We start from the raw sequence: 20063 nt of genomic DNA, 5'->3' as shown, positions 1-20063 counted from the left end.
GCAAGTATTTTCATGCTTCTCGCCATGGGAACTTTTACCATCGGCGATACGATCACAAAATACCTCCTGACCGAGATGAACAGCGGACAGTACATGCTGATCCGAGGTATATTCGCAACGGTTCTGATCGGTTTGCTGGCCTGGCGCCATGGCGCATTGCGCAGTCTTTCGCTTGAAAAGATGACCGTCTTGCGCGTTGCTGGGGAAGTTGTGGCCACCGTCACCTATATTTATTCATTGGGCCATCTCTCACAGGCATTCTGTTCGGCTGTCTTTCAGGCAACACCGCTCGTCGTAACGCTGGGAGCTGCACTCTTCCTCAAGGAGAAAGTGGGCTGGCGCCGCTGGTCCTGTATTCTTGTCGGCCTTGTCGGGGTTCTCATCATCATCCGACCGGGAACAGATGGCGCTGCAAGCCTTGTTGCCATTGCAGTCCTTCTTGCCAGCGTAGGTTTTGCCGCCACGCGGGACATTGCCACCCGCCGGGTGCCCAAACATGTGCCTACGCTCTTTCTCTCCTCTGTGACGTCGATTGCCATAACGCTGACCGGCGGTGTACTGACGGCTCCTTTAGGCGGGTGGCAGCCTGTTGGAATAACCGTAATTGGTGCTGCAGCCGTAGCGGCAGTTCTCCTTCTCGTCGGATATCACTTCATCATTCTTGCCATGCGCGAGGGTGAGGTGTCGTTCGTGTCGCCGTTCCGCTATTCCAGCCTGCTATGGGCAATCGGCCTCAGCACGCTGGTTTTTGGCGAAGCGCCTGACATGTATACGATAGCAGGATCGATTCTGGTGGTCGGGAGCGGCGTCTATATGGTTTATCGCGAGAATGTGCTGAAGAAGCGGGAGCGCAACAAGAGTACGCTTGCGACGATCCCGACCGGCGTGGAACCATCATGATTGCAGGCACCATCATTGCTGGCGGACTTTCAAGCCGAATGCAGGAAGGCGGCGTTGCGGGTGACAAATTCCTTCAGCCGCTAGGCAGCACTGGCACCATCATTTCCCATGTCGTCAGAAGGATCAAACCGCAGGTCGACGCTCTAGTCATCAATGCGAATAGCGATGATCCCCGCTTGACTGATCTCTGCGTGCCGGTGATCAAGGACCTGCCAACGAAGCACGGCGGTCCGCTGGTCGGTATTCTGACTGCGCTGACGCAGGCGCAAGGAGCCCCGGTGCTGCTGACGACAGCTGCGGATACGCCATTCCTGCCCCATGATCTTGCTCGCCGCCTTCTTTCACGTCGGAACGAAACCGGAGCGCGCGTCGTTCTCGCCAGTTCCCGTAACCGGGTCCATCCAATTTTTGGCCTGTGGGAGACAGGGCTGGCCGACGAACTTGCAGCCTGGCTCGCTAGCACCAGCAGAGCCAGCGTCTTCGCATTTGCCGAGCAGATCGGGTTTGAGACGGTCGATTTTCCGCTTGCGTTCGTTGGCGATAGCCCGGAAACATATGATCCGTTCTTCAATATCAACCGGCCCGACGACCTCGTCGCCGCCCGAATACTGGCTGAGGTAATGGAATGAACCAGAAACTGTTCGGCATCACCGGCTGGAAAAACTCCGGCAAGACGACGATGACCGAACGTCTGGTCGCATGTCTTACGGCACGCGGATACCGCATCGCCACCATCAAGCACGCTCATCATAATTTCGATATCGACCATGAAGGCACCGATTCCTGGCGTCATAGAAAGGCCGGAGCAGCAGAGGTGGCTATCGTCTCGTCGCAACGCTACGCAATCATGCACGAAGGCTTGGGCGAGGAAGAGCCTTCCCTATGGGAGATTGCGGCCAAGCTGGCACCTTGCGATCTGATTCTTGTCGAAGGCTACAAGCGCGAGACGCACAAGAAAATCGAACTGCGTCGCGAGGGTGGCCATGCCGGACCACCTCTCTCGACCGACGATCCTGCTATTGTCGCCATTGCCAGCGACCAGCCGCAACCCGGCGAAAACGTGCCGGTGTTCGGCATTGACGATATCGAGCAAATAGTCGATTTCATCGAAGGTGAGATGGGCCTTTGAGAGACTCCCTATAATTACCCTATTTTACGACACAATTCCCCATACTCTGGCAAGTATCTGCTGAAAACGCCGAGAAATCCACCTTTGGGACACACAATTTAATTACGCAGACCATCTTGCCAATCGTCTCAAAATGGTGGGAATATCGTTGTCAGATTTGATGGTGGGGATGGAAGCGCGAAAAAATATTGCGCATGATCGGCTCAACCATCTATTGGTAGTGGCCGGGGGAAATCACTACCAAACGTGCAATTTAAAGTTTCACGGTCGTGACTACCCCTTAAGCGGCTGAACCAGAAGAAATAATCAGGGAACCAGCCAGAACAAAACGAGAGGACTAAAAATGCGCGTATTCAAGCGTATCGCCGCTGCGGCATCTGTTGCTGCGCTGGCAATCACAATCGGCAGCATGACTGCCGGTGTTGCAAATGCAGAAGAGCAACTCAAGCTCAAGATCGGCACCGAAGGCGCCTATCCTCCCTTCAACTTCATCAAGCCGGACGGCACCCTCTCGGGCTTCGACGTCGATATTGCCAAGGCGCTTTGCGATGAAATGAAGGCGCAGTGCGAATTCGTCACCCAGGAATGGGACGGCGCTATTCCCGCCCTTCAGGCCGGCAAGTTCGATGCCTTCATCGCCTCCATGTCCATCACGGACGAGCGCAAGAAGCAGGTCGACTTCTCCAACAAATATTACAACACGCCTCCCGGCATTGCCGCTCCGAAGGACACCGACATCAAGGGTGTGACCAAGGAAGACCTCGCTGGCAAGACCATTGGCGTTCAGGTTTCCACGACGCACGCCAACTACTCGGAAAAGACCTTTACCGACAGCACGATCAAGGCTTATCCGACCGCTGAGGAATACCGTCTCGATCTCGCCAATGGCCGTCTCGACGCCGTCAACGACGATAGCGTGACACTGGCCGAGTGGCTCAAGACGCCGGATGGCGCATGCTGCAAGATGGTCGGCACCTTCCCGCCAGTTATCGAAATCCATGGTCCGGGCGCTGGCGTTGCCTTCAAGAAGGGCCGCCCGGAGCTGGTTGAAAAGTTCAATGCAGCCATCAAGGCGATCCGCGCGAACGGCAAGTACAAGGAAGTCAACGACAAGTACTTTGACTTCGATGCCTACGGCGCCGAAAATTAATCAAAACTGACACCTATGCGCCGGTTTGCTTTCCCGCAAGTCGGCGCAAAACATTTGTACGGGCATGCCGCACAAAGCCTTGCCGGGCCGATCCTCGCAGGCGATAAAAACATAGGCAAATGCCTTTAGGAAAAAGAATAGGCGCATGGAACATTACGCCACTTTGTTGAGTTTCGGTCCCGACGGTTGGGGCGCAAGTATTGCGTGGGGCCTTTTGGTTACCGTCTCACTGGCTCTCGCAACACTTCCCGTCGGCCTTGCCTTGGGGTTTCTGGTCGCCATCGGCAAACAATCTAGCGAACCGTCGATACGGCTGGCCGCGAACATCTACACCACGATCTTCCGTGGCCTGCCTGAGCTTCTCACGCTCTTTCTTGTTTATTTCGGTGCTTCCCTTGGGTTGCAGCGGCTTTTGAGCCTGTTTGGCATCGAGGCCAACGTCGAAATCAATGCGTTCGGCGCAGGTATGGTTGCGCTGGGTTTCGTCTTCTCATCCTATTCGAGTGAAGTCTTCCTTTCGGCATTCCGCGCGATCCCGCGCGGGCAATATGAAGGCGGATATGCGGTTGGCCTGTCGCACTGGCAGACCATGCGCAAGGTCATCCTGCCCCAGCTGATCCGCATCGCCCTGCCCGGCCTTGCCAATCTGTGGCTGGTGCTGCTCAAGGATACGTCGCTGGTCTCGGTCATTACGTTGTCCGATATTCTGCGGCAGACCTCCATCGCGGCACGCGTAACCAAGGAGCCATTCCTATTTTTCGGCGTAGCCTGCCTGCTCTATCTGGTTCTCGCAATCATCTCCTCCTACTTCATCGATCGCATTGCCCGCTGGGCTGATGCCGGTGGCAACCGCTCGCGAGGTGCATGATATGAATCAGACGGTTTCCAATACTACAAATGACGTGATGGCTCCGCCGCCTGTGATAAAGCAATGGACGCGTATGCGCATCGCTGGCCATATCATCGTCGCTCTCTGGTTCCTTCTATTCGCTGGTCTTGCGATCTATCTCTACAATGCATGGCGTATCGATCTGTTTGAGACCTATGGGCCACGCTACTGGTCGGGGCTTCTGATAACACTGAAACTGGTTGCCGTATCGATTGTCATAGGCGCCCTGCTCTCGCTGCCGATCACGGCAGCGCGCATGTCCAACAATCGGTGGCTGCGCGGAATAGCTTTCGGCTATGTCTATTTCTTCCGCGGCACGCCGCTGCTGGCGCAGACATTCCTTATCTATTACGGCTTTGGTACTTTCCGTCCGTTTCTTGAAAGCATCGGGCTCTGGGTGTTTTTCCGCGATGCGTGGAATTGTGCCATTCTGGCGTTTTCACTCAACACGGCGGCTTATCAGGCTGAAATCCTGCGCGGCGCTATCCAAAGCGTGGCTCAGGGCCAATGGGAGGGCGCTGCGGCACTTGGTATTTCCAAGCGCGTAACCTTCTGGAAGGTTATTCTTCCGCAGGCACTTATCGTGGCATTGCGTCCTTACGGCAATGAAATCATCCTGATGATCAAGGGGTCAGCTATCGTGGCTATCATCACCGTGCTCGATCTTATGGGTGAAACACGCCGTGCTTATTCGCGGACATTCGACTTCCAGACTTATCTCTGGGCTGCGGTCATCTATTTGCTGATTGTTGAATGCCTGCGGCACATCTGGGACTTCCTTGAGCGACGCCTCACCCGGCATCTCGTTCGCTAGAAACCCCTGAACCGCAAAAACTCAAAATATCGCCCTCGGCAGCCTTGCGGCTTCCGGGGGCGATCTGTTTAGAATGCAGCTTCTAACAGTAATGTAACAGGTTGAGTCATGTTGAAAATCTGGGGTCGTATCAATTCCACAAATGTGAAAAAGGCGCTCTGGACAGCGCGCGAACTTAATCTCGACTATGAACAGATCAATCTCGGCGGCCAGTTTGGTGGATTGAAAGACCCGGCCTATCTCGCCCGCAATCCGAATGGGCTGATCCCCTTGCTGGAAGACGGCGACACGGTGCTGTGGGAATCCAACACCATCACGCGTTATCTTGCAGCGGCTTACGGTAAGGGGACGCTGTGGATCGAAAACCCGGCCAAGCGTGCGCAGGCCGAAAAGTGGATGGATTGGGCGTCCTCATCCTTCTACACCAATTTCAGCAACGTGATGAAACACTTGATCCGGTTGCCAGAAGCCGAACGCGATCCAGTCCTTCTGGAACAAAGTCTCCAGGGCCTTGCGCAATCGATGCAGATTGCCAATGAGGGCTTGAAGGAAGCGTCGTGGTTTTCGGGCGAGAACTTCGGTATCGGTGATATTCCCACCGGATGCTACGCCTATGCCTGGTTTGCGTTTCCGATTGAGCGCCCTTCTCTTCCGCACCTTGAAGACTGGTATGGCCGTCTCAAGCAACGCCCGGCCTATCAGGCGGCCGTTATGACGCCTCTCACCTGATTTTAGAATTATCCAGAGGAATGAACGAATGACGACACCCGCTAAAGTCGCCTTTCTGGGCTTAGGTGTCATGGGTTATCCCATGGCAGCTCACCTCAAGAACAAGGGCGGTCACGATGTCACGGTTTATAACCGCACAACGGCAAAGGCCGAAAAATGGGCCAAGGAATTCGGTGGCAGCTTTGCCGCAACGCCTGCCGAAGCCGTGCGCGATGCAGACTTTGTTTTTGCCTGCGTTGGCAATGACGACGATCTCCGTTCCGTGACTATCGGCCCGGATGGCGCCTTCTCCACCATGAAGAAGGACGCAATTTTCATCGACAACACGACCGCATCTGCGGAAGTTGCTCGCGAACTGGATGCCGAAGCGCAAAAACTCGGTTTCCATTTCATCGACGCTCCCGTCTCCGGCGGGCAGGCTGGCGCTGAGAACGGTGTGCTGACCGTCATGGTCGGTGCGCCGGAGGCAGTTTTTGAGCGTGCCCGGCCAGTTATCGATGCTTATGCGCGCATGGTTGGCCTCATGGGGCCAGTCGGCTCAGGCCAGCTTTCCAAGATGGTCAACCAGATTTGCATTGCCGGTCTCGTTCAGGGTCTGGCCGAAGGTATCCACTTCGGCAAGAAGGCCGGTCTCGATATTGAAAAACTGATCTCGGTGATTTCGAAAGGCGCGGCTGGCTCGTGGCAGATGGAAAACCGGTCCGGCACCATGAATCAGGGCAAATATGATTTCGGCTTTGCCGTTGACTGGATGCGTAAGGACCTTGGTATCTGTCTTGAGGAAGCCGACCGGAATGGCGCGCTTTTGCCGGTTACGGCACTCGTGGACCAGTTCTACAAGGAAGTGCAGAAAATCGGCGGCAATCGCTGGGACACGTCTTCATTGCTTGCGCGGCTGGAACAGTCCTGAGACAGGCAGTTTCCAACAAAAAAGCCCGGCAGCGATTCCGGGCTTTTTTATTAGTATCCTGAGCTTAGAACTTCACTTTGGCAGTCAGTGAAAGCGCACCGACGAAATCGTTGCCGAATTCGCCCTTGGAACCGGTCGGGCTCGATTTACCAGCGACGACGGTGTCGTCGAGCTCACCCGAAGAAAGCCAGCCAGCAGCGCCAGCCAGACGTACCTCAAATTGATCGTTGGGCTTATAATTCGTGCCCAGACCAAAGAGCCAGATATCGGTCTGAGAAGTCAGGCCCGTGCTGGTGCCGCGATCCCAGGTAACAGTTGCAGCAGTCGACCATTGGTCATTGAACTTGTGCCCAACACCACCGCTAACTGTCCAACCATCTTGATAGTACAGGTTCAAGCTGGTGATTTTCGTCCCCTGCGGAGCGACTTTACTATCCGCGGAGACGAAGTCCACCGATTCAATGCTGGACCAATCAGTCCACTTTACCGAACCAAATGCGAGCCAGTCAGGAGCAATGCCGGTTTGAAACTTGAATTCCACCGATTGAGGTGTAGCGACGTCGCTTTCGACATTAATTGGTATTCCGCGACCCGTGAGCGGGTTGAGTGCGAGATTATCAATCGTGCCTTCGAGATCGTATTTGACCTTTGACTGATAGACGAGTGTGGCACGCATTGCATATTCAGGAATTTCATAGGCCGCACCAAGGCGCCAACCTACAGCCTCGTCTTCAACATCCAGCGACGCAATGCGAAACGAGCCGCCGAAAGCGGAGCCCGGAGGAACCATCTTGGTCTGCTCACCTTTGAGCTCCTGATAGCTCACACCGCCGAGGATGCGGAAGTAGCTCTTTTCACCGGCGGCAAAACGATACGAGCAATTCACACCGTAATCATTCGAAGAAATCTTCTGCTCGATAGCGGTGAACATACGAACGGTGCTAGTGCCAACGTCGGTTTCGATACCCCAAGGCTGACGATATTGCGCCGCGCAGGCAAGATCGTCGGTCAGGTCGAACTTTGCAGAAGCTTTAGGAACCCAGTAGCTTTTGGCCTCATCGACTTCTGTTTCATACGGCTGTCGGGTAACTGGATTAATCCCACCTGTGCCTCTGGGCGGAGGAGCATCTCCAATCGCTGAACCGTGGATGTTCTTCAGCTTGCGCTGTGGCGCTACGAAGGTACCGCCAGCTTCCACTGCATTGCCCTTTTCGAAAAGAATATCGAAGTCCTGCGAGCTACGCTCGAAGCCACCTGCATTGGCAGCAACCGCGCTTCCAAGGAGAGCTGCAACCATTCCTGCTATTTTCACGCGCTGTACACTCATTAATGTCCTCCCACACAGCAACGATATTAACGTTGACGAAAACGTAAATCAGGAAGGATTCAGGCCGCAAGTCGCATTAATTTGGATTAGCCCCATCGAATTTTCGATGCATCTGTCGAAATTGGCTAAAACATCAGTTACTTCATCGTTTCATAAGCTAAAATGGGTTGAGCACACGGCAAAATATGCGTAAATCGGCCAATTTTCGGCCGCTTTTTCGCCTTGTTGCGAAAGCGCAACATTGCTCAAAAACAATCGACACAGCAGTTCGATCAACTGTTCCGACGGTTGAAACGCTCCGAAATTCACCTATCGCGTAGAAAAACACCCGGCAGCGAAATGCACTGCCGGGTGTCTGATTCGAACGAGAATCGTTTTCTTACGTTAGGTCAATTCAGCCTGCATCACGGATGCGTGACTCTGCTGTCGCCACTCGCTGCGCGGCTTCCTTCAGCTCAACCAGCCGCTCGCGCTCTGCTTCAACGACTTCTTCGCGCGCATTCGCAACAAATTTCTCGTTGGAGAGCTTCTTCTCGATACGGTCCATTTCGGCGGCAATCTTGCCAGCTTCCTTGGCGAGGCGTGCAGCTTCAGCCTTGAGGTCGATCAGATTGCCGAGCGGAATGCAGATCGTCGCCTCGCCGAGCAGCATCTGTGCCGAACCCTTGGGCGCCTGTGCTTCAAACGAAACACTCTCGACGCGTGCAAGACGCTTGATCGCTGCGTCGTGACGAGCAAAACGATCAACGCTTGCCGCATTGGCATCCAGAACAACGACCGGGGCAATAGCGCCTGCTGGAACGTTCATTTCTGCACGAACCGAACGAATTCCGGTGACGAGATCAACCAGCCAATTGATATCCGCCGCTGCTTCCTCGTCCTCGAATGATAGTTCCGGCCAGGCTGCAAGCGCCAGCACCGTATCGCGCTTCAGCCCCTCGCCCGCGGTCAAGGTCCAGAGCTCTTCCGTCATGAAAGGCATGAAGGGATGCAGGAGCTTGTAGATCTGATCGAGGCAATAGGCTGCCGTAGCTTGAGCTTCAGCCTTCGCAGCTTCATCGTCGCCCATGAAAATCGGCTTCAAAAGTTCCAGATACCAGTCGCAGAACTGGTTCCAGACAAAGCGATAGGCAGCGCCTGCAGCTTCGTTGAAGCGATAGGCGTCGATGCCTTCCGTAACAGTGTGCGTTGCCTTGGTCAGCTCCGTCAGAATCCAGCGATTGACGGCAAGCTTGGCATTTTCCGGCTTGAAACCGGCGTCGAGCTTCACGCCGTTCATCTGGGCAAAGCGCGTCGCGTTCCAGAGCTTGGTGCCAAAATTGCGATAGCCCGCAATACGCGCCGGATCGAGCTTAACGTCACGGCCCTGAGCAGCCATGATTGCAAGGGTGAACCGTAGCGCGTCGGCACCATATTCATCCATCAGCTCCAGCGGATCGATGACATTGCCTTTCGACTTCGACATTTTCGCGCCGTGCTTGTCGCGAACCAGAGCATGCAGGTAGACCGTGTGGAACGGGATCTCCTTCATGAAATGGAGGCCCATCATCATCATGCGGGCAACCCAGAAGAACAGAATGTCGAACCCCGTAACCAGAACGCTGGTTGGATAATAGGTTGCGAGTTCCGGCGTCTTGTCCGGCCAGCCGAGCGTCGAAAACGGCCATAGTGCCGATGAGAACCATGTGTCCAGAACGTCGGTATCACGCTCCAGTACAACATCTTCGCCATAGTGAGCGCGTGCGGAAGCCTTTGCTTCCTCTTCGCTCTTCTCGACGAAGCATTTGCCGTCTGGGCCGTACCAGGCCGGAATCTGGTGTCCCCACCAGAGCTGACGCGAGACGCACCACGGCTGAATGTTTTCCATCCAGTCGAAATATGTCTTTTCCCAATTCTTCGGGACGATCTGCGTGGTGCCGTCGCGAACAGCCGCCATCGCAGGCTTGGCAAGTTCGGCAGCGTTTACGTACCACTGGTCGGTCAGATAAGGTTCGATCGGAACGCCGCCGCGATCACCATGCGGAACGGCATGCGTATGATCCTCGATCTTTTCCAAGTAGCCTCGTTCGTCCATCAATTCGACGATGCGCTTGCGAACAGCAAAGCGATCCTGACCGTCCAGCTCGGCGATAAGCGCCTTGAGCTCCGGCGTCAGCTGGAGACCTTCGAGGAAATCATTATTGTCCTTGAGGATAACTGCCGCCGCAGGCGTCAGAATATTGATGGCGCGCAGATCATTGCGCTTGCCGACCTCGAAATCGTTGAAGTCATGCGCAGGCGTGATCTTGACGGCGCCGGAACCGGCTTCCGGATCAGCATAATCGTCGGCAACAATTGGAATATGACGACCGACAAGCGGCAGCACGACGTCATTTCCAACCAGAGCGTGGTAGCGTTCATCCTTGGGATTGACCGCAACACCCGTATCGCCCAGCATGGTTTCCGGACGGGTCGTCGCAACGACGATATAGGTATGCGGGTTTTCCGGATCGAACGGCACATTCTCAAGCGGATAACGGAAATGCCAGAGATGGCCTTTCGTTTCACGCGACTCGACCTCGATGTCGGAAATCGCCGTCAGCAACTTCGGGTCCCAGTTGACCAAGCGCTTGTCGCGATAGATGAGATTCTGCTTGTAGAGCGAAACGAAAACTTCCAGAACCGCGCGCGACAGCCCTTCGTCCATGGTAAAGCGCTCGCGCGACCAGTCGCACGAGGCACCAAGACGGCGGAGCTGGTTGGAAATCATGCCGCCGGATTCGGCCTTCCACTGCCAGATCCGTTCGATGAACTTCTCGCGGCCCATGGCATGACGGTTTGGTTCCTGCCGTTCAGCCAGCTGGCGCTCGACAACCATCTGCGTTGCAATGCCCGCATGGTCCATGCCCGGCTGCCACAGCACGTTCTTGCCGCGCATGCGCTCGAAGCGAACCATGATGTCCTGAATCGTGTTGTTAAGCGCGTGGCCCATATGCAGCGATCCGGTAACGTTCGGCGGCGGAATGACCACAGCGAACGGATCAGCTCCCGGCTTCGCGCCCGCACCTGCCTTGAATGCACCCGCTTCTTCCCAGCGTTCAGCAATTTTCGGCTCTATCGCCGCGGCGTCATAGGTCTTCTCAAGCATGGAATTATCCGGTCTTTATGCGCGATGAATGGATTGAAGGCTCAATAGCAACTAACAGCTGACAAATCACTTTAAAAGTGATTGTGCCCCCTGCGGCCACTTTAAAAGTGAAAACCCGCCTGTTGCACAGACGGGTAACATTTCAACAGATCGGTTTATGCCGCTTATCGTTCGCCGCGAACCACGCGCTCGATTTCTTCCCGAACTAATCGCTCAACAAGCGTCGGCAGATTATTGTCGAGCCAGTCCTGCAACATCGGGCGCAAAAGTTCCGCTGCGATATCGTCAAACGAACGGCGCGGTTCGGCCCGAACTGCATGATTCAAGTCCTGAAATGCCGCTGCGACCTGACGTTCGGCGATCTGGGACAACATATGGGCAGCAGGCTGCATGTTTGCAACGGGCTCCGCAATCGGCGCTGCAGCCTCGGACTGAACCGAAGCCTCCGACTCGGCGGCAGCAGGTTCCAGTTCCATGTCTGCATCAAGTTCAGGTTCAAGCAGTTCGTCAACTGCTTCAGCAATCCCGGCTTCGACCGAAAGGTCGACTTCATCCAGCGATACATCCGCCTCATCTGACTGCTCCAGGAGTGAAGTAGCCTTGGCATGGGAATGATCGTCGTTCCCGGCATCCAGGATGACTTCGTCCTCGTCATCGGCTTCGATTTCCGGTTCAGGCGCTACCTGTGACGGCTCGCTGATGGGGCCGCGCAATATCGGCTCTTCCTGGAACACATTGCGCATCATTGCTGGCTTTTCAGGCTGGGCAACGGGCTGCTCGGTGACTGGGCGACGGAATTCCGCAACCTCTCCACGAACTGGAGATGCCGCCGCGACCGGTGCTGGCTGGCGGGTGACATCGCTATCTTCAATGATCCTGCGAATGGAAGCGAGAATCTCTTCCATCGACGGTTCACGTGCTGCGCTGGATGTCTGTGCCATGGCTACTATCCGCTTTCCTGTATTGCGACATTGTCTGCAAAAGACAGAGAATCAATGGATTAAGGGTAGCGGACGATCCCCCGTTTGAGAATCCCCGGCCAAGGTGCAACGGTTCAAACTCACAGCTTTATGGATTTGTTAAGAATTGGCAGTGCCAACAAGTGTCGAATCGACGGCAAAATAAAAGGCACCCGAAGGTGCCTTTTCAAGTCTCATACAACGGCGAACAATCAACGACCGTCCGGCGTGCGCAGGCCGAACCACTTGTCCTTGACGGCCTTGTAATGCTCTTCCGGCTTGTACTCGGCAACCTGCAAGCCCATCTGGCTGGCGGTCATGCGACCGGTGGCATTCAGAAGAGCGTAGCTGGCAACAACGACGTTACGTTCGGATTCGACCAGAGCGATCTGCGCCGTGATGAGATCGTTCTGTGCATTCAAGACGTCGAGTGTCGTGCGCTGTCCAACCTTGCGCTCTTCGATGACGCCATCGAGAGCAAGCTGTGCAGCGGAAATACCGTCGCGATTTGCCTTGACCGACGCGCGGGCAGCTTCGAGCTGCGACCAAGCCGATCCGATTGCCTGACGAACCTGATCGCGGACGACGTCGACTTCGATGCGGGCCTGACCGAGTTGTTCCTTGGACTGACGAACCTGAGCCGACGTGCGACCGCCAGTATAGATCGGAATGCTGACGCCAACGCCGATCGAAGCCGAGTTGCCGTCTGTCTGCGAACCGCCTTCACCGGAATAAGTATCGAGGCGGCTAGCGCTTGCTGTGAGACCGACGGACGGAAGCAATGCGCCTTCCTTGGCCTTCACGTTATATCCAGCGGCATTGACGGCGTACTGCGTGGCGAGAATGCCTGGATGCCCGGCCGTCGCAATAGAGAAGGCCTGATTAGGTGAGCTCGGCAGGTTCTTTGCTGCCGCTGCAGTTGCAAGCTTGTCCGGCTGAACGCCGATCACCTGCACATAGGTTGCTTCTGCCGATTTGACGTCAGCGCGAGCAGAATTCAGCGCAGCAACTGCGGTGGAACGGCTGGCATCTGCTTGTGCAACATCCGTACGGGTACCCTCACCCACATCGAGGCGAGCGCGAGCAGCACGAACCTGTTCATTCAGGGCTGCGAGGTTACGCTCACGCAGAACCGCGATCTGGCGAGACTGGTAGACATCCATATAAGCGGTTACCGCCTCGTAGAGTCGGTTCTGCTCTTCGTTGCGGAGGTTTTCACGCTGGGCGAAGACCTGCGTTTCTGCGGCGGCAACATTGTTCTTGGTTTGAAACCCATCGAACAACATCTGGTTCAGCTCGATGCCGAACGTGCCCGTCGTACGATACCCCCGACTTGAAGGTGTCTTGCCATGCCCTACGTTGTAAGAACCGGTAATCTGCGGACGATAACCCGACTTGGCGATGGCCACGCCTTCATCCGTAACGCGGACGCCAGCGCGGGAGTAGTTCAGGTTAGCATTGTTCTTGTAGGCCTTCACGAGAGCGCCGGTTAACGTCTCCGAGAACGCCGCCTGCCCCGTTAAAATGGTGCCAGACAACAATGCTGCGGCCGCTACCAGTCCTTTGCACGTTTTGAACACCGGGTACCTCATATTAAGAACAAACGAATCCAACTATCGAACCGATCGGTTCGGGCAAATCCTAATAACCTCTAAATTCGGTTATTTCTATTGCCCCCGCCAGAGCTTGCACAAACAAATTCCGCAGCGTTGCAGAATTGTATCATCCGCTAAAATTAAAATTCGAACTGCGCAACGCGCTCGAATCCCGGCAGCGGACGAACCGCAGTGTTGAACACACCGCGTCCCGATGCAACACCATTTTCTTTAACATAAATCCGCGCAACGCCAGCATTCCCGCGGCCCTCGACGGCGACCAAGCGTCCGCCATCCTTCAACTGGCCGAGAAGCGCGTCCGGAACGAAATCGACGGCGCCCTCAATGACGATCACATCATAGGGTGCTTCGGACGGATAGCCTGCCTGCAGTTCACCTGAAACGATCACAACATTGTCATAGCCCAATTCAGCGAGACGGGCCGTCGCAGCAGCCGACAATACGGAATCACTTTCCAGACCGATCACCGAACCAGAGAGCCTGGAAAGGATGGCTGCCGAATATCCGGTACCGCAGCCGACATCGAGAACCACGTCGGTATTCTTGATGCGCGCAAGCTGCACGAGCTTGGCGAAAGGCGAAGGTTCCATGATGTAGCGCTGCTGCTTGCCTTCGCTTTCAAGAAGCTGGTCTTCGTCGATATAGGCCAGAACCTGACGGGCGGCGGGAACGAAAGCCTCGCGCGGGACGGTCAGGAAAGCATCGATAACCGCCAGATCGGTTACGTCCGTCGTGCGGATCTGGTTGTCGACCATCTTTGTGCGAAGATCCTGGAAATCGGCTGCCATAGCCCTAAACCCTTCCTTGTCGCGGAATGCGATGTTTCATGCCATTGGAGCCCGCGCGTCTTTCTTGACGTACAAGGAGCACCATAAACGAGATTTGCCGTTGATGTGGCAAAAATCGCGGGTCCAGTCAATGAAACACAGCATTTGCGGCATTTATGCTCACTGATACCCGCTTCTTGTTACCAGCATCTGGATATGGAAATGCCGGAAAGCTTCCGCTTCCCGGCATCTCGGTGTCTGTTTTGACACAAGGCCTGCCCGAAACCGTTTTACGCTTTTCGGGATGGGCTCTATCGTTCGCAGCACTTTGAAACAAGCGCCCTTGAAATCACATTATTGAGCGTTCGATGCCGGATAACCGGCTGCAGCCAGTGCGGAAAGAACGGCGTCCTGCGAAACATTGCCGCCGAATTCGACCTCTTTCCTGTCGAGATCGATTTCGATTGGTGCCGTTGCATCAAGCTTGCGCAGCGCGACGGTGATGTTATCGGCACAACCGCCGCACTTCATCTTGGGAATGGAAAACTTCATCAACTCAGTCACTCCTTGTAGGACTGACCATAAGATGGGGCTTCCCATCGTGGTAAGGTCAAGAGCCAACCCGCCAATTCTTTTTATGGCGCTTCGCAAGTCTCCGGAACGCTCTTTTCCAGCTCCAGCGGCGACTTGGTCAACGATCCCGTCATAATCTGCATCGGCTTGAAAGGCGGTTCTTCCTGCATGCCGGGATTTGTGAGATGAATCGTGTAGCAGCCTGTAAAGACTTCCTTTTTGCCATCCGTCGTTTCAGATTCGATGGCCAGCGGCTGGCTCCAGTAGATCTGGCCAGCGCCGGGGTCCGGATCAGTCTTGCGCAGCGCGACCTTTACACTCTTGGTGTTCTCATAGCCCTTTACAAAGGTGTTGAAGTCGGGCTCCCGCCCCTCCTCGGAATAATAGCCATAGGCTCGGGTATATTCCTTGCGATTGATTGCATTGTAATAGGATTCGATCAGCGCCTGCGGTGTGGAGCGATCATCACGATAGTCCGGGACCGTCACACCTCCGGCTGCATCCTGCGTCTGCTCGGAAGGTTTCGTTTCCTCAACCGGCTTGGCAGCTTTATCGTGCTTCTCTTCAACGTTTCTGGGTGTTTCTTCGGGCGCGGCCTTCGGCGGATTTTGCGCCAGAGCAATTCCGGCCGAAAAGCCTGCCAGCCCCGTGCCCAGAATGCCGATCACAGCAGCCAGCATCAGAGGTTTCATCCGGTCATTCGACATTCGCTTCTCCTCTTCCTAGCAAACTTATTGTGGAACGCTTCAGTGGCGCTCCCGATTTGGTGTATTGCAGTAATGATGTTACAACACTAACTATAGTGAAAACGTGGCAGACGCAGAGGAAACTCAGCCTGTTGCGACATGATTGGACGATTCTTCGTCCATATTCCAGCACGATACCGGAAGAGAGAAAATGGGCCGTTTCGCAGTCATGACGCTAACTGACAAGGCAGCTGATCGCGTTCGCGAGATCATCGCATCACGGGACGGCGCTCTTGGTATCCGGGTGGGTGTAAAAAAAGGCGGTTGCGCAGGGATGGAATATACTATCGATCTCGTCACCGAAGCTAAAGCAGGCGACGATGTGATCGAAAAAGATGACGCGAAAGTCTTTATCGCGCCTGAAGCCGTTCTGTTCCTGCTCGGCACCCAGATGGATTTCGAAGTGACGACCTTACGCACGGGTTTTGTCTTCAACAATCCAAACCAGACGTCCGCATGCGGTTGCGGCGAATCCGTCGAGATCAAAGCCGCTTCGCCGGAAAGCCTTCGCCAGATGCAAGGTGCAGCCTGATCCAGGACAAGGTGTTCGCCGATGGATGACGAAGCTCTTCGCGATTTGTTGCAGGACTTCGGACCCATCAGCATCCGCCGCATGTTTGGCGGCAAGGGCATTTATCACCAGGGCCAGATCTTTGCACTCGTCGTCCGCGACGAGTTGCTCTTGAAAGCTGACGAAGTAACAATCCCGGATTTCATCGAAGCAGGCGCCACCCAATGGACCTATGAAGGTCGTAAGGGTGGCGATCCAATTGCCATGCCTTACTGGAGTGTGCCAAGCGAAGCTTTCGACGATCCGGAAGTAATGACGCACTGGGCGCGCCTTGCCTATGATGCAGCCCTGCGGAGCGAGAAAACAAAGCCAAAAAAGAAATCGGCTGCGAAGCGCTAGCCTGCAGCCGATTGATCCGTTTCCCTACTGCTTCCGTCAGATTCCCGTTGGAATCAACATGAAAGCAGGAATATCGTTGCCGAAACCTACAGGCGTCGGGCCGTCATCGTCACGATCACGGCGACGCTTCTGCTCATGCTGCGGCTTGCCGCGGCGCTCATCATTGGAAGCGCGGATCGCATCGCGGCGCTCGCTGGATTCGATGACTGGCTGCGGCTGTTCGGCAGGATCGAGAACTTCGACAGGCTTTGCCTTCGGCTTGTCTTTTGGCTTGTCCTTGCCCTTGGCATCCTTGCCTTTGCCGCGAGCATTCTTGCCCTTGCGCTGATCGTCTGCCTCGTCAACGGCAGGCAGCGTCGACAGATCACCGTCGAGCCATTCGATCTTTTCCCCGATCATATTCTCGATAGCTGCGAGATACTTCGTATCGGAGGGCGTCACGATCGTGAATGCCTTGCCGGAACGTCCAGCGCGACCGGTACGGCCAATGCGGTGAACATAATCTTCCGAATGAATCGGAATGTCGAAATTGAAAACGTGGCTCACATCGGGAATGTCGAGACCGCGTGCAGCAACATCGGACGCTACCAGCAACTGCAGCTTGCCTTCCTTGAAGTTTGCCAGCATGGTCATGCGCGCGCGCTGATCCATATCGCCATGCAAAGCACCGGCATTGAACTCGTGTCGCGTCAGCGAGCGGAACAGTTCGGATACGTCTTTCTTACGATTACAAAAAATAATCGCGTTCTTGAGCGTGTCGCCTTCCGCACGGATGAGATCGCGCAGAACCGCGCGCTTGTCCCAATCCTTCTTGCTGGATTTCACCAGACGCTGGGTCACGGTTTTGGCCGTGGAGGAAGCTTTTGCGACTTCGATGCGCGTTGGCGAATGCAGGAACTGTTCGGTCAGTTTCGTGATTTCCGGCGGCATGGTGGCCGAGAAGAAAAGCGTCTGACGCGTAAACGGAATGAGCTTGCAGATGCGCTCAATGTCGGGGATGAATCCCATGTCGAGCATACGGTCTGCCTCGTCGATGACGAGAATTTCAACACCAGTCAGGAGCAGCTTGCCGCGTTCGAAATGATCGAGCAGGCGACCGGGCGTTGCGATGAGAACATCGGCACCACGTTCCAGCTTGCGTTCCTGTTCATCGAACGACACGCCGCCAATCAAAAGGGCCACGTTCAACCGATGGTTCACACCGTACTTGACGAAATTTTCCTCGACCTGCGCTGCGAGTTCGCGGGTTGGCTCCAGAATGAGGGTACGCGGCATGCGCGCCCGCGCCCGGCCCTTTTCCAGAAGCGTGAGCATCGGAAGCACGAAAGACGCAGTCTTTCCGGTTCCCGTCTGCGCGATACCGAGAACGTCCTTGCGTTCAAGGGCTGGAGGAATGGCTCCTGCCTGAATAGGTGTGGGCGCAGAATATCCCGCCGCTTCTACAGCAGCGAGCACTTTCGGGGAAAGACCGAGTTCGGCAAATGTCGTCAATGGAGGCGCAGCTCTCTGGTTTGGAAATGATTTCCACCCATCCTGTCATTGCAGCCGCGTCATCGGGCGCAGGAACCAAGGCAGAATAAGGCGTCTGCAACGCATTATGCGTTTTCTTGCAGCATCGCGTACGTCCACAGCGTGCAAAAGTCAACTAAAATACCATCGAAAGATATCAAATTGCTTCGATTGTGCTGCAACAATCGAAATCAATGCGGAACTTGAACAAATTTATTCAAATTATCAAAAGCTAAAGAGCATTTGCGTAGCTGAACCGGTGCGCCACTTATCTGCCAAAACTAATGCCTGAACTGTTCTGTCAGGATGCGCTCGTCCCAGGAATGATTTCGGTCAAAAAGGATGGCGACCTGACTGTTCGGCGCCTCCCGCACGGTTACAGACTTCACCGACTTGACCTCGTTATTGTCAGCGACCGCATTGACCGGGCGTTTTTCGGTTTCCAGCAAATCCATGCGAACGGTCACGTGCTTTGGCAGAAGCGCACCGCCCCAGCGGCGCGGACGGAAGGGGCTTACCGGGGTCAACGCCAGAAGCGGCGCTTCAAGCGGCAGAATGGGGCCTTGCGCCGAAAGATTATAGGCAGTGGAACCCGCAGGCGTCGCGACCATAACGCCGTCGCAAACGAGTTCGTTCAACCGCACCTTGCCGTCAATCGTTATCCGGATCTTGGCGGCCTGATAGGACTGGCGGAAAAGGGAAACTTCGTTGATGGCCAAAGCCTCGAAAGATTGTCCTGATTCAGTTTCTGCGACCATGACAAGCGGGCGAATAGTTTCCATTTGGGCGGCAAGAATGCGCTTCGGCAGATCATCGACGCTGAACTCGTTCATAAGGAAGCCGACAGAGCCGCGATTCATGCCATAGATCGGAGTACCGCTGTTCATGAAGTCGCGAAGCGCCTGCAGCATGGTTCCATCGCCGCCAAGCGCGACGATGATATCGGCATCTTCGGCAGCCACATGGCCATATCGAGCGACAAGCTCTTTCTGGGCGACAAGTGATTCTTCGGTTCCCGATGACAGAAAATGAAGCGCGAGCGATTTATCTTCCATATTTACAGTCCCGAATCTGGCCCAACTCTGACAAGTTTGCCACTGTTTCCCCAACCAGCTATTGGCTATCACATGAAAAACCCGGTTGCCATGACCTGCATGCGATGAATTTTCGTTTTACACGCGCCGCATTTGTGCTAATCGGGCGCAAGTGCCCTTATAGCTCAGTTGGTAGAGCACCTGATTTGTAATCAGGGGGTCGGGAGTTCGAGTCTCTCTGGGGGCACCAAATATTCTCACTTTTTGAGACTATTTAGCGATTTAAAACAATCGCTTATTGCTTGAATGCGCTTCAACAATCCCCTCACCTAAAGACCCAAAACGCGGCATTGATTCTGTTTAACAATCCCGTTTCTGTTCCCTCACCTTTTCAGACCGATCCAACGCATCTCACCGTGATCGAATCAATATGGTTTCGAATCTCTGTTGACTCCCATTTCAGATGAGAACATTTTAGGAACATCGGAATGCGGCCCGATAACCTAACAGGCATGCTTGGTGGCGTGTGTGTCTGCTTCGCTGGAGCAGAACAATGAATGCAGTTGCGCAGGGAAATGAATATGACGACGAAATTGAATTGGTTCTCGCCTACCACAAGGGCGATGTGCGGGCTGCGATAGAATCACTGCTTAAGGACCGGGATTTTCTCGTCAAAGAGATCGAGTACGCCAGTCTGGCTATGTCGATGGGCTTTGCGCGAGGCTGGAAACCAACGGTGTTCGTGAAATGAGCGGAAGATCGCGTGGTGAACCGCCGAAGACGCTCATTAATAAGGAATACCCGTTTCAGGTCGTGCTGTTCCTGACTGATGAACTGCGCATAAGGCTTTTGGAAGTGATTGCGGACGAACACCGGCTCGGCGCTTATCCCTTGCATGGCTGCGTAAATCATAAAGGCCGTTACTTCTCGATTGTGAAATTCCCAACCAAGGAAGGCCAGCAAGAGTTCATCCA

The 20063-nt window shown here is 54.9% G+C and carries 21 protein-coding genes and 1 tRNA gene; 13 read left to right on the top strand and 9 right to left on the bottom strand.

All coding sequences use genetic code 11. The features are described from left to right. The first annotated feature begins 12 nt into the window (after positions 1 to 12). The 8 genes from HWX93_RS10055 to HWX93_RS10020 all read left to right on the top strand — a co-directional run bounded on the left by HWX93_RS10055 (position 13) and on the right by HWX93_RS10020 (position 6521). A complete protein-coding gene (locus HWX93_RS10055; RefSeq protein ID WP_109988197.1) occupies positions 13 to 900 on the top strand; it encodes a DMT family transporter in 888 nt (295 codons plus the stop codon). Then, complete coding sequence (gene mobA, locus HWX93_RS10050; protein ID WP_109988198.1) at positions 897 to 1529, top strand: molybdenum cofactor guanylyltransferase; 633 nt, start codon at positions 897 to 899, stop codon at positions 1527 to 1529. The genes HWX93_RS10055 and mobA overlap by 4 nt, the downstream gene beginning before the upstream one ends. Then, positions 1526 to 2029, top strand: coding sequence for a molybdopterin-guanine dinucleotide biosynthesis protein B (gene mobB, locus HWX93_RS10045; RefSeq protein WP_109988199.1), 504 nt, complete (start codon positions 1526 to 1528; stop codon positions 2027 to 2029). The genes mobA and mobB overlap by 4 nt, the downstream gene beginning before the upstream one ends. 343 nt (positions 2030 to 2372) lie before the next feature. Further along, the gene (locus tag HWX93_RS10040; protein ID WP_109988200.1) at positions 2373 to 3179 is read left to right on the top strand and encodes an ABC transporter substrate-binding protein; all 807 of its coding nucleotides are present in this window, start codon (positions 2373 to 2375) and stop codon (positions 3177 to 3179) included. Positions 3180 to 3324: 145 nt separating this feature from the next. After that, entirely contained in the window at positions 3325 to 4047 is a 723-nt protein-coding gene (locus tag HWX93_RS10035; RefSeq protein WP_109988201.1) for an ABC transporter permease, read from the top strand. Between the two features lies 1 nt (position 4048). Then, complete coding sequence (locus HWX93_RS10030; RefSeq protein ID WP_109988202.1) at positions 4049 to 4882, top strand: ABC transporter permease; 834 nt, start codon at positions 4049 to 4051, stop codon at positions 4880 to 4882. A gap of 108 nt (positions 4883 to 4990) precedes the next feature. After that, a complete protein-coding gene (locus tag HWX93_RS10025) occupies positions 4991 to 5611 on the top strand; it encodes a glutathione S-transferase family protein (protein WP_109988203.1) in 621 nt (206 codons plus the stop codon). A gap of 28 nt (positions 5612 to 5639) precedes the next feature. Further along, on the top strand, positions 5640 to 6521 hold the full coding sequence (locus HWX93_RS10020) for an NAD(P)-dependent oxidoreductase (protein WP_109988204.1): 882 nt from the start codon (positions 5640 to 5642) through the stop codon (positions 6519 to 6521). 64 nt (positions 6522 to 6585) lie between these two features. Here the strand turns inward: HWX93_RS10020 and HWX93_RS10015 are convergent, their stop codons facing one another. From HWX93_RS10015 to HWX93_RS09985, 7 genes are all read right to left on the bottom strand, one after another. After that, on the bottom strand, positions 6586 to 7818 hold the full coding sequence (locus HWX93_RS10015) for an OmpP1/FadL family transporter (RefSeq protein WP_268904581.1): 1233 nt from the start codon (positions 7816 to 7818) through the stop codon (positions 6586 to 6588). A 424-nt stretch (positions 7819 to 8242) separates the two neighbouring features. Beyond that, the gene (locus tag HWX93_RS10010; protein ID WP_109988205.1) at positions 8243 to 10975 is read right to left on the bottom strand and encodes a valine--tRNA ligase; all 2733 of its coding nucleotides are present in this window, start codon (positions 10973 to 10975) and stop codon (positions 8243 to 8245) included. Positions 10976 to 11139: 164 nt separating this feature from the next. Then, a complete protein-coding gene (locus tag HWX93_RS10005) occupies positions 11140 to 11916 on the bottom strand; it encodes a PopZ family protein (protein ID WP_109988206.1) in 777 nt (258 codons plus the stop codon). Between the two features lie 230 nt (positions 11917 to 12146). Continuing rightward, positions 12147 to 13526 carry a TolC family outer membrane protein gene (locus HWX93_RS10000; protein WP_061346376.1) on the bottom strand — a complete coding sequence of 460 codons (1380 nt, stop codon included), beginning with the start codon at positions 13524 to 13526 and terminating at the stop codon, positions 12147 to 12149. 143 nt (positions 13527 to 13669) lie between these two features. Beyond that, positions 13670 to 14338, bottom strand: coding sequence for a protein-L-isoaspartate O-methyltransferase family protein (locus tag HWX93_RS09995; protein ID WP_109988207.1), 669 nt, complete (start codon positions 14336 to 14338; stop codon positions 13670 to 13672). A 333-nt stretch (positions 14339 to 14671) separates the two neighbouring features. After that, positions 14672 to 14872, bottom strand: a complete 201-nt coding sequence (locus HWX93_RS09990) for a heavy-metal-associated domain-containing protein (RefSeq protein WP_109988208.1) — start codon at positions 14870 to 14872, stop codon at positions 14672 to 14674. An 80-nt stretch (positions 14873 to 14952) separates the two neighbouring features. Then, a complete protein-coding gene (locus tag HWX93_RS09985) occupies positions 14953 to 15597 on the bottom strand; it encodes a hypothetical protein (protein ID WP_109988209.1) in 645 nt (214 codons plus the stop codon). 190 nt (positions 15598 to 15787) lie between these two features. Between HWX93_RS09985 and sufA the strand changes: the two genes are divergently transcribed. Further along, positions 15788 to 16168, top strand: a complete 381-nt coding sequence (sufA, locus tag HWX93_RS09980; protein ID WP_109988210.1) for a Fe-S cluster assembly scaffold SufA — start codon at positions 15788 to 15790, stop codon at positions 16166 to 16168. Between the two features lie 21 nt (positions 16169 to 16189). After that, positions 16190 to 16546 (top strand): TfoX/Sxy family protein, encoded by a 357-nt coding sequence (locus HWX93_RS09975; RefSeq protein ID WP_109988211.1) that lies wholly within the window; start codon positions 16190 to 16192, stop codon positions 16544 to 16546. A gap of 36 nt (positions 16547 to 16582) precedes the next feature. Here the strand turns inward: HWX93_RS09975 and HWX93_RS09970 are convergent, their stop codons facing one another. Both HWX93_RS09970 and HWX93_RS09965 read right to left on the bottom strand, forming a co-directional pair. After that, a complete protein-coding gene (locus tag HWX93_RS09970) occupies positions 16583 to 18037 on the bottom strand; it encodes a DEAD/DEAH box helicase (RefSeq protein WP_176037299.1) in 1455 nt (484 codons plus the stop codon). Positions 18038 to 18336: 299 nt separating this feature from the next. Next, positions 18337 to 19110 carry an NAD kinase gene (locus HWX93_RS09965; protein WP_109988213.1) on the bottom strand — a complete coding sequence of 258 codons (774 nt, stop codon included), beginning with the start codon at positions 19108 to 19110 and terminating at the stop codon, positions 18337 to 18339. A 153-nt stretch (positions 19111 to 19263) separates the two neighbouring features. Between HWX93_RS09965 and HWX93_RS09960 the strand changes: the two genes are divergently transcribed. The 3 genes from HWX93_RS09960 to HWX93_RS09950 all read left to right on the top strand — a co-directional run. Continuing rightward, a tRNA-Thr gene (locus HWX93_RS09960) sits at positions 19264 to 19339 on the top strand. A 303-nt stretch (positions 19340 to 19642) separates the two neighbouring features. Further along, complete coding sequence (locus tag HWX93_RS09955) at positions 19643 to 19840, top strand: CUE domain-containing protein (protein WP_109988214.1); 198 nt, start codon at positions 19643 to 19645, stop codon at positions 19838 to 19840. Then, positions 19837 to 20063: hypothetical protein (locus tag HWX93_RS09950; protein WP_176037298.1), on the top strand; the 227-nt coding region annotated here is incomplete at its 3' end. The genes HWX93_RS09955 and HWX93_RS09950, both read left to right, overlap by 4 nt.

This window comes from Brucella tritici (assembly GCF_902825325.1).
Classification (GTDB): Bacteria; Pseudomonadota; Alphaproteobacteria; order Rhizobiales; family Rhizobiaceae; genus Brucella.
The sequence above is the reverse complement of the archived record's forward strand: the minus strand, read 5'-3'. Positions and strand labels throughout refer to the sequence as shown.

Excerpts from the sequence above, each read along its gene's own strand:
- HWX93_RS10055 (WP_109988197.1), top strand. The coding sequence starts at position 13 with ATGCTTCTCGCCATGGGAACTTTTACCATCGGCGATACGATCACAAAA.
- HWX93_RS09995 (WP_109988207.1), bottom strand. The coding sequence starts at position 14,338 with ATGGCAGCCGATTTCCAGGATCTTCGCACAAAGATGGTCGACAACCAG.
- HWX93_RS10000 (WP_061346376.1), bottom strand. The coding sequence starts at position 13,526 with ATGAGGTACCCGGTGTTCAAAACGTGCAAAGGACTGGTAGCGGCCGCA.
- HWX93_RS10035 (WP_109988201.1), top strand. The coding sequence starts at position 3,325 with ATGGAACATTACGCCACTTTGTTGAGTTTCGGTCCCGACGGTTGGGGC.
- HWX93_RS10030 (WP_109988202.1), top strand. The coding sequence starts at position 4,049 with ATGAATCAGACGGTTTCCAATACTACAAATGACGTGATGGCTCCGCCG.
- HWX93_RS10010 (WP_109988205.1), bottom strand. The coding sequence starts at position 10,975 with ATGCTTGAGAAGACCTATGACGCCGCGGCGATAGAGCCGAAAATTGCT.
- HWX93_RS09965 (WP_109988213.1), bottom strand. The coding sequence starts at position 19,110 with ATGGAAGATAAATCGCTCGCGCTTCATTTTCTGTCATCGGGAACCGAA.
- HWX93_RS09955 (WP_109988214.1), top strand. The coding sequence starts at position 19,643 with ATGAATGCAGTTGCGCAGGGAAATGAATATGACGACGAAATTGAATTG.
- HWX93_RS10040 (WP_109988200.1), top strand. The coding sequence starts at position 2,373 with ATGCGCGTATTCAAGCGTATCGCCGCTGCGGCATCTGTTGCTGCGCTG.
- mobA (WP_109988198.1), top strand. The coding sequence starts at position 897 with ATGATTGCAGGCACCATCATTGCTGGCGGACTTTCAAGCCGAATGCAG.
- HWX93_RS10020 (WP_109988204.1), top strand. The coding sequence starts at position 5,640 with ATGACGACACCCGCTAAAGTCGCCTTTCTGGGCTTAGGTGTCATGGGT.
- HWX93_RS10005 (WP_109988206.1), bottom strand. The coding sequence starts at position 11,916 with ATGGCACAGACATCCAGCGCAGCACGTGAACCGTCGATGGAAGAGATT.
- HWX93_RS09975 (WP_109988211.1), top strand. The coding sequence starts at position 16,190 with ATGGATGACGAAGCTCTTCGCGATTTGTTGCAGGACTTCGGACCCATC.
- HWX93_RS10015 (WP_268904581.1), bottom strand. The coding sequence starts at position 7,818 with ATGGTTGCAGCTCTCCTTGGAAGCGCGGTTGCTGCCAATGCAGGTGGC.
- mobB (WP_109988199.1), top strand. The coding sequence starts at position 1,526 with ATGAACCAGAAACTGTTCGGCATCACCGGCTGGAAAAACTCCGGCAAG.
- HWX93_RS10025 (WP_109988203.1), top strand. The coding sequence starts at position 4,991 with ATGTTGAAAATCTGGGGTCGTATCAATTCCACAAATGTGAAAAAGGCG.
- HWX93_RS09985 (WP_109988209.1), bottom strand. The coding sequence starts at position 15,597 with ATGTCGAATGACCGGATGAAACCTCTGATGCTGGCTGCTGTGATCGGC.
- sufA (WP_109988210.1), top strand. The coding sequence starts at position 15,788 with ATGGGCCGTTTCGCAGTCATGACGCTAACTGACAAGGCAGCTGATCGC.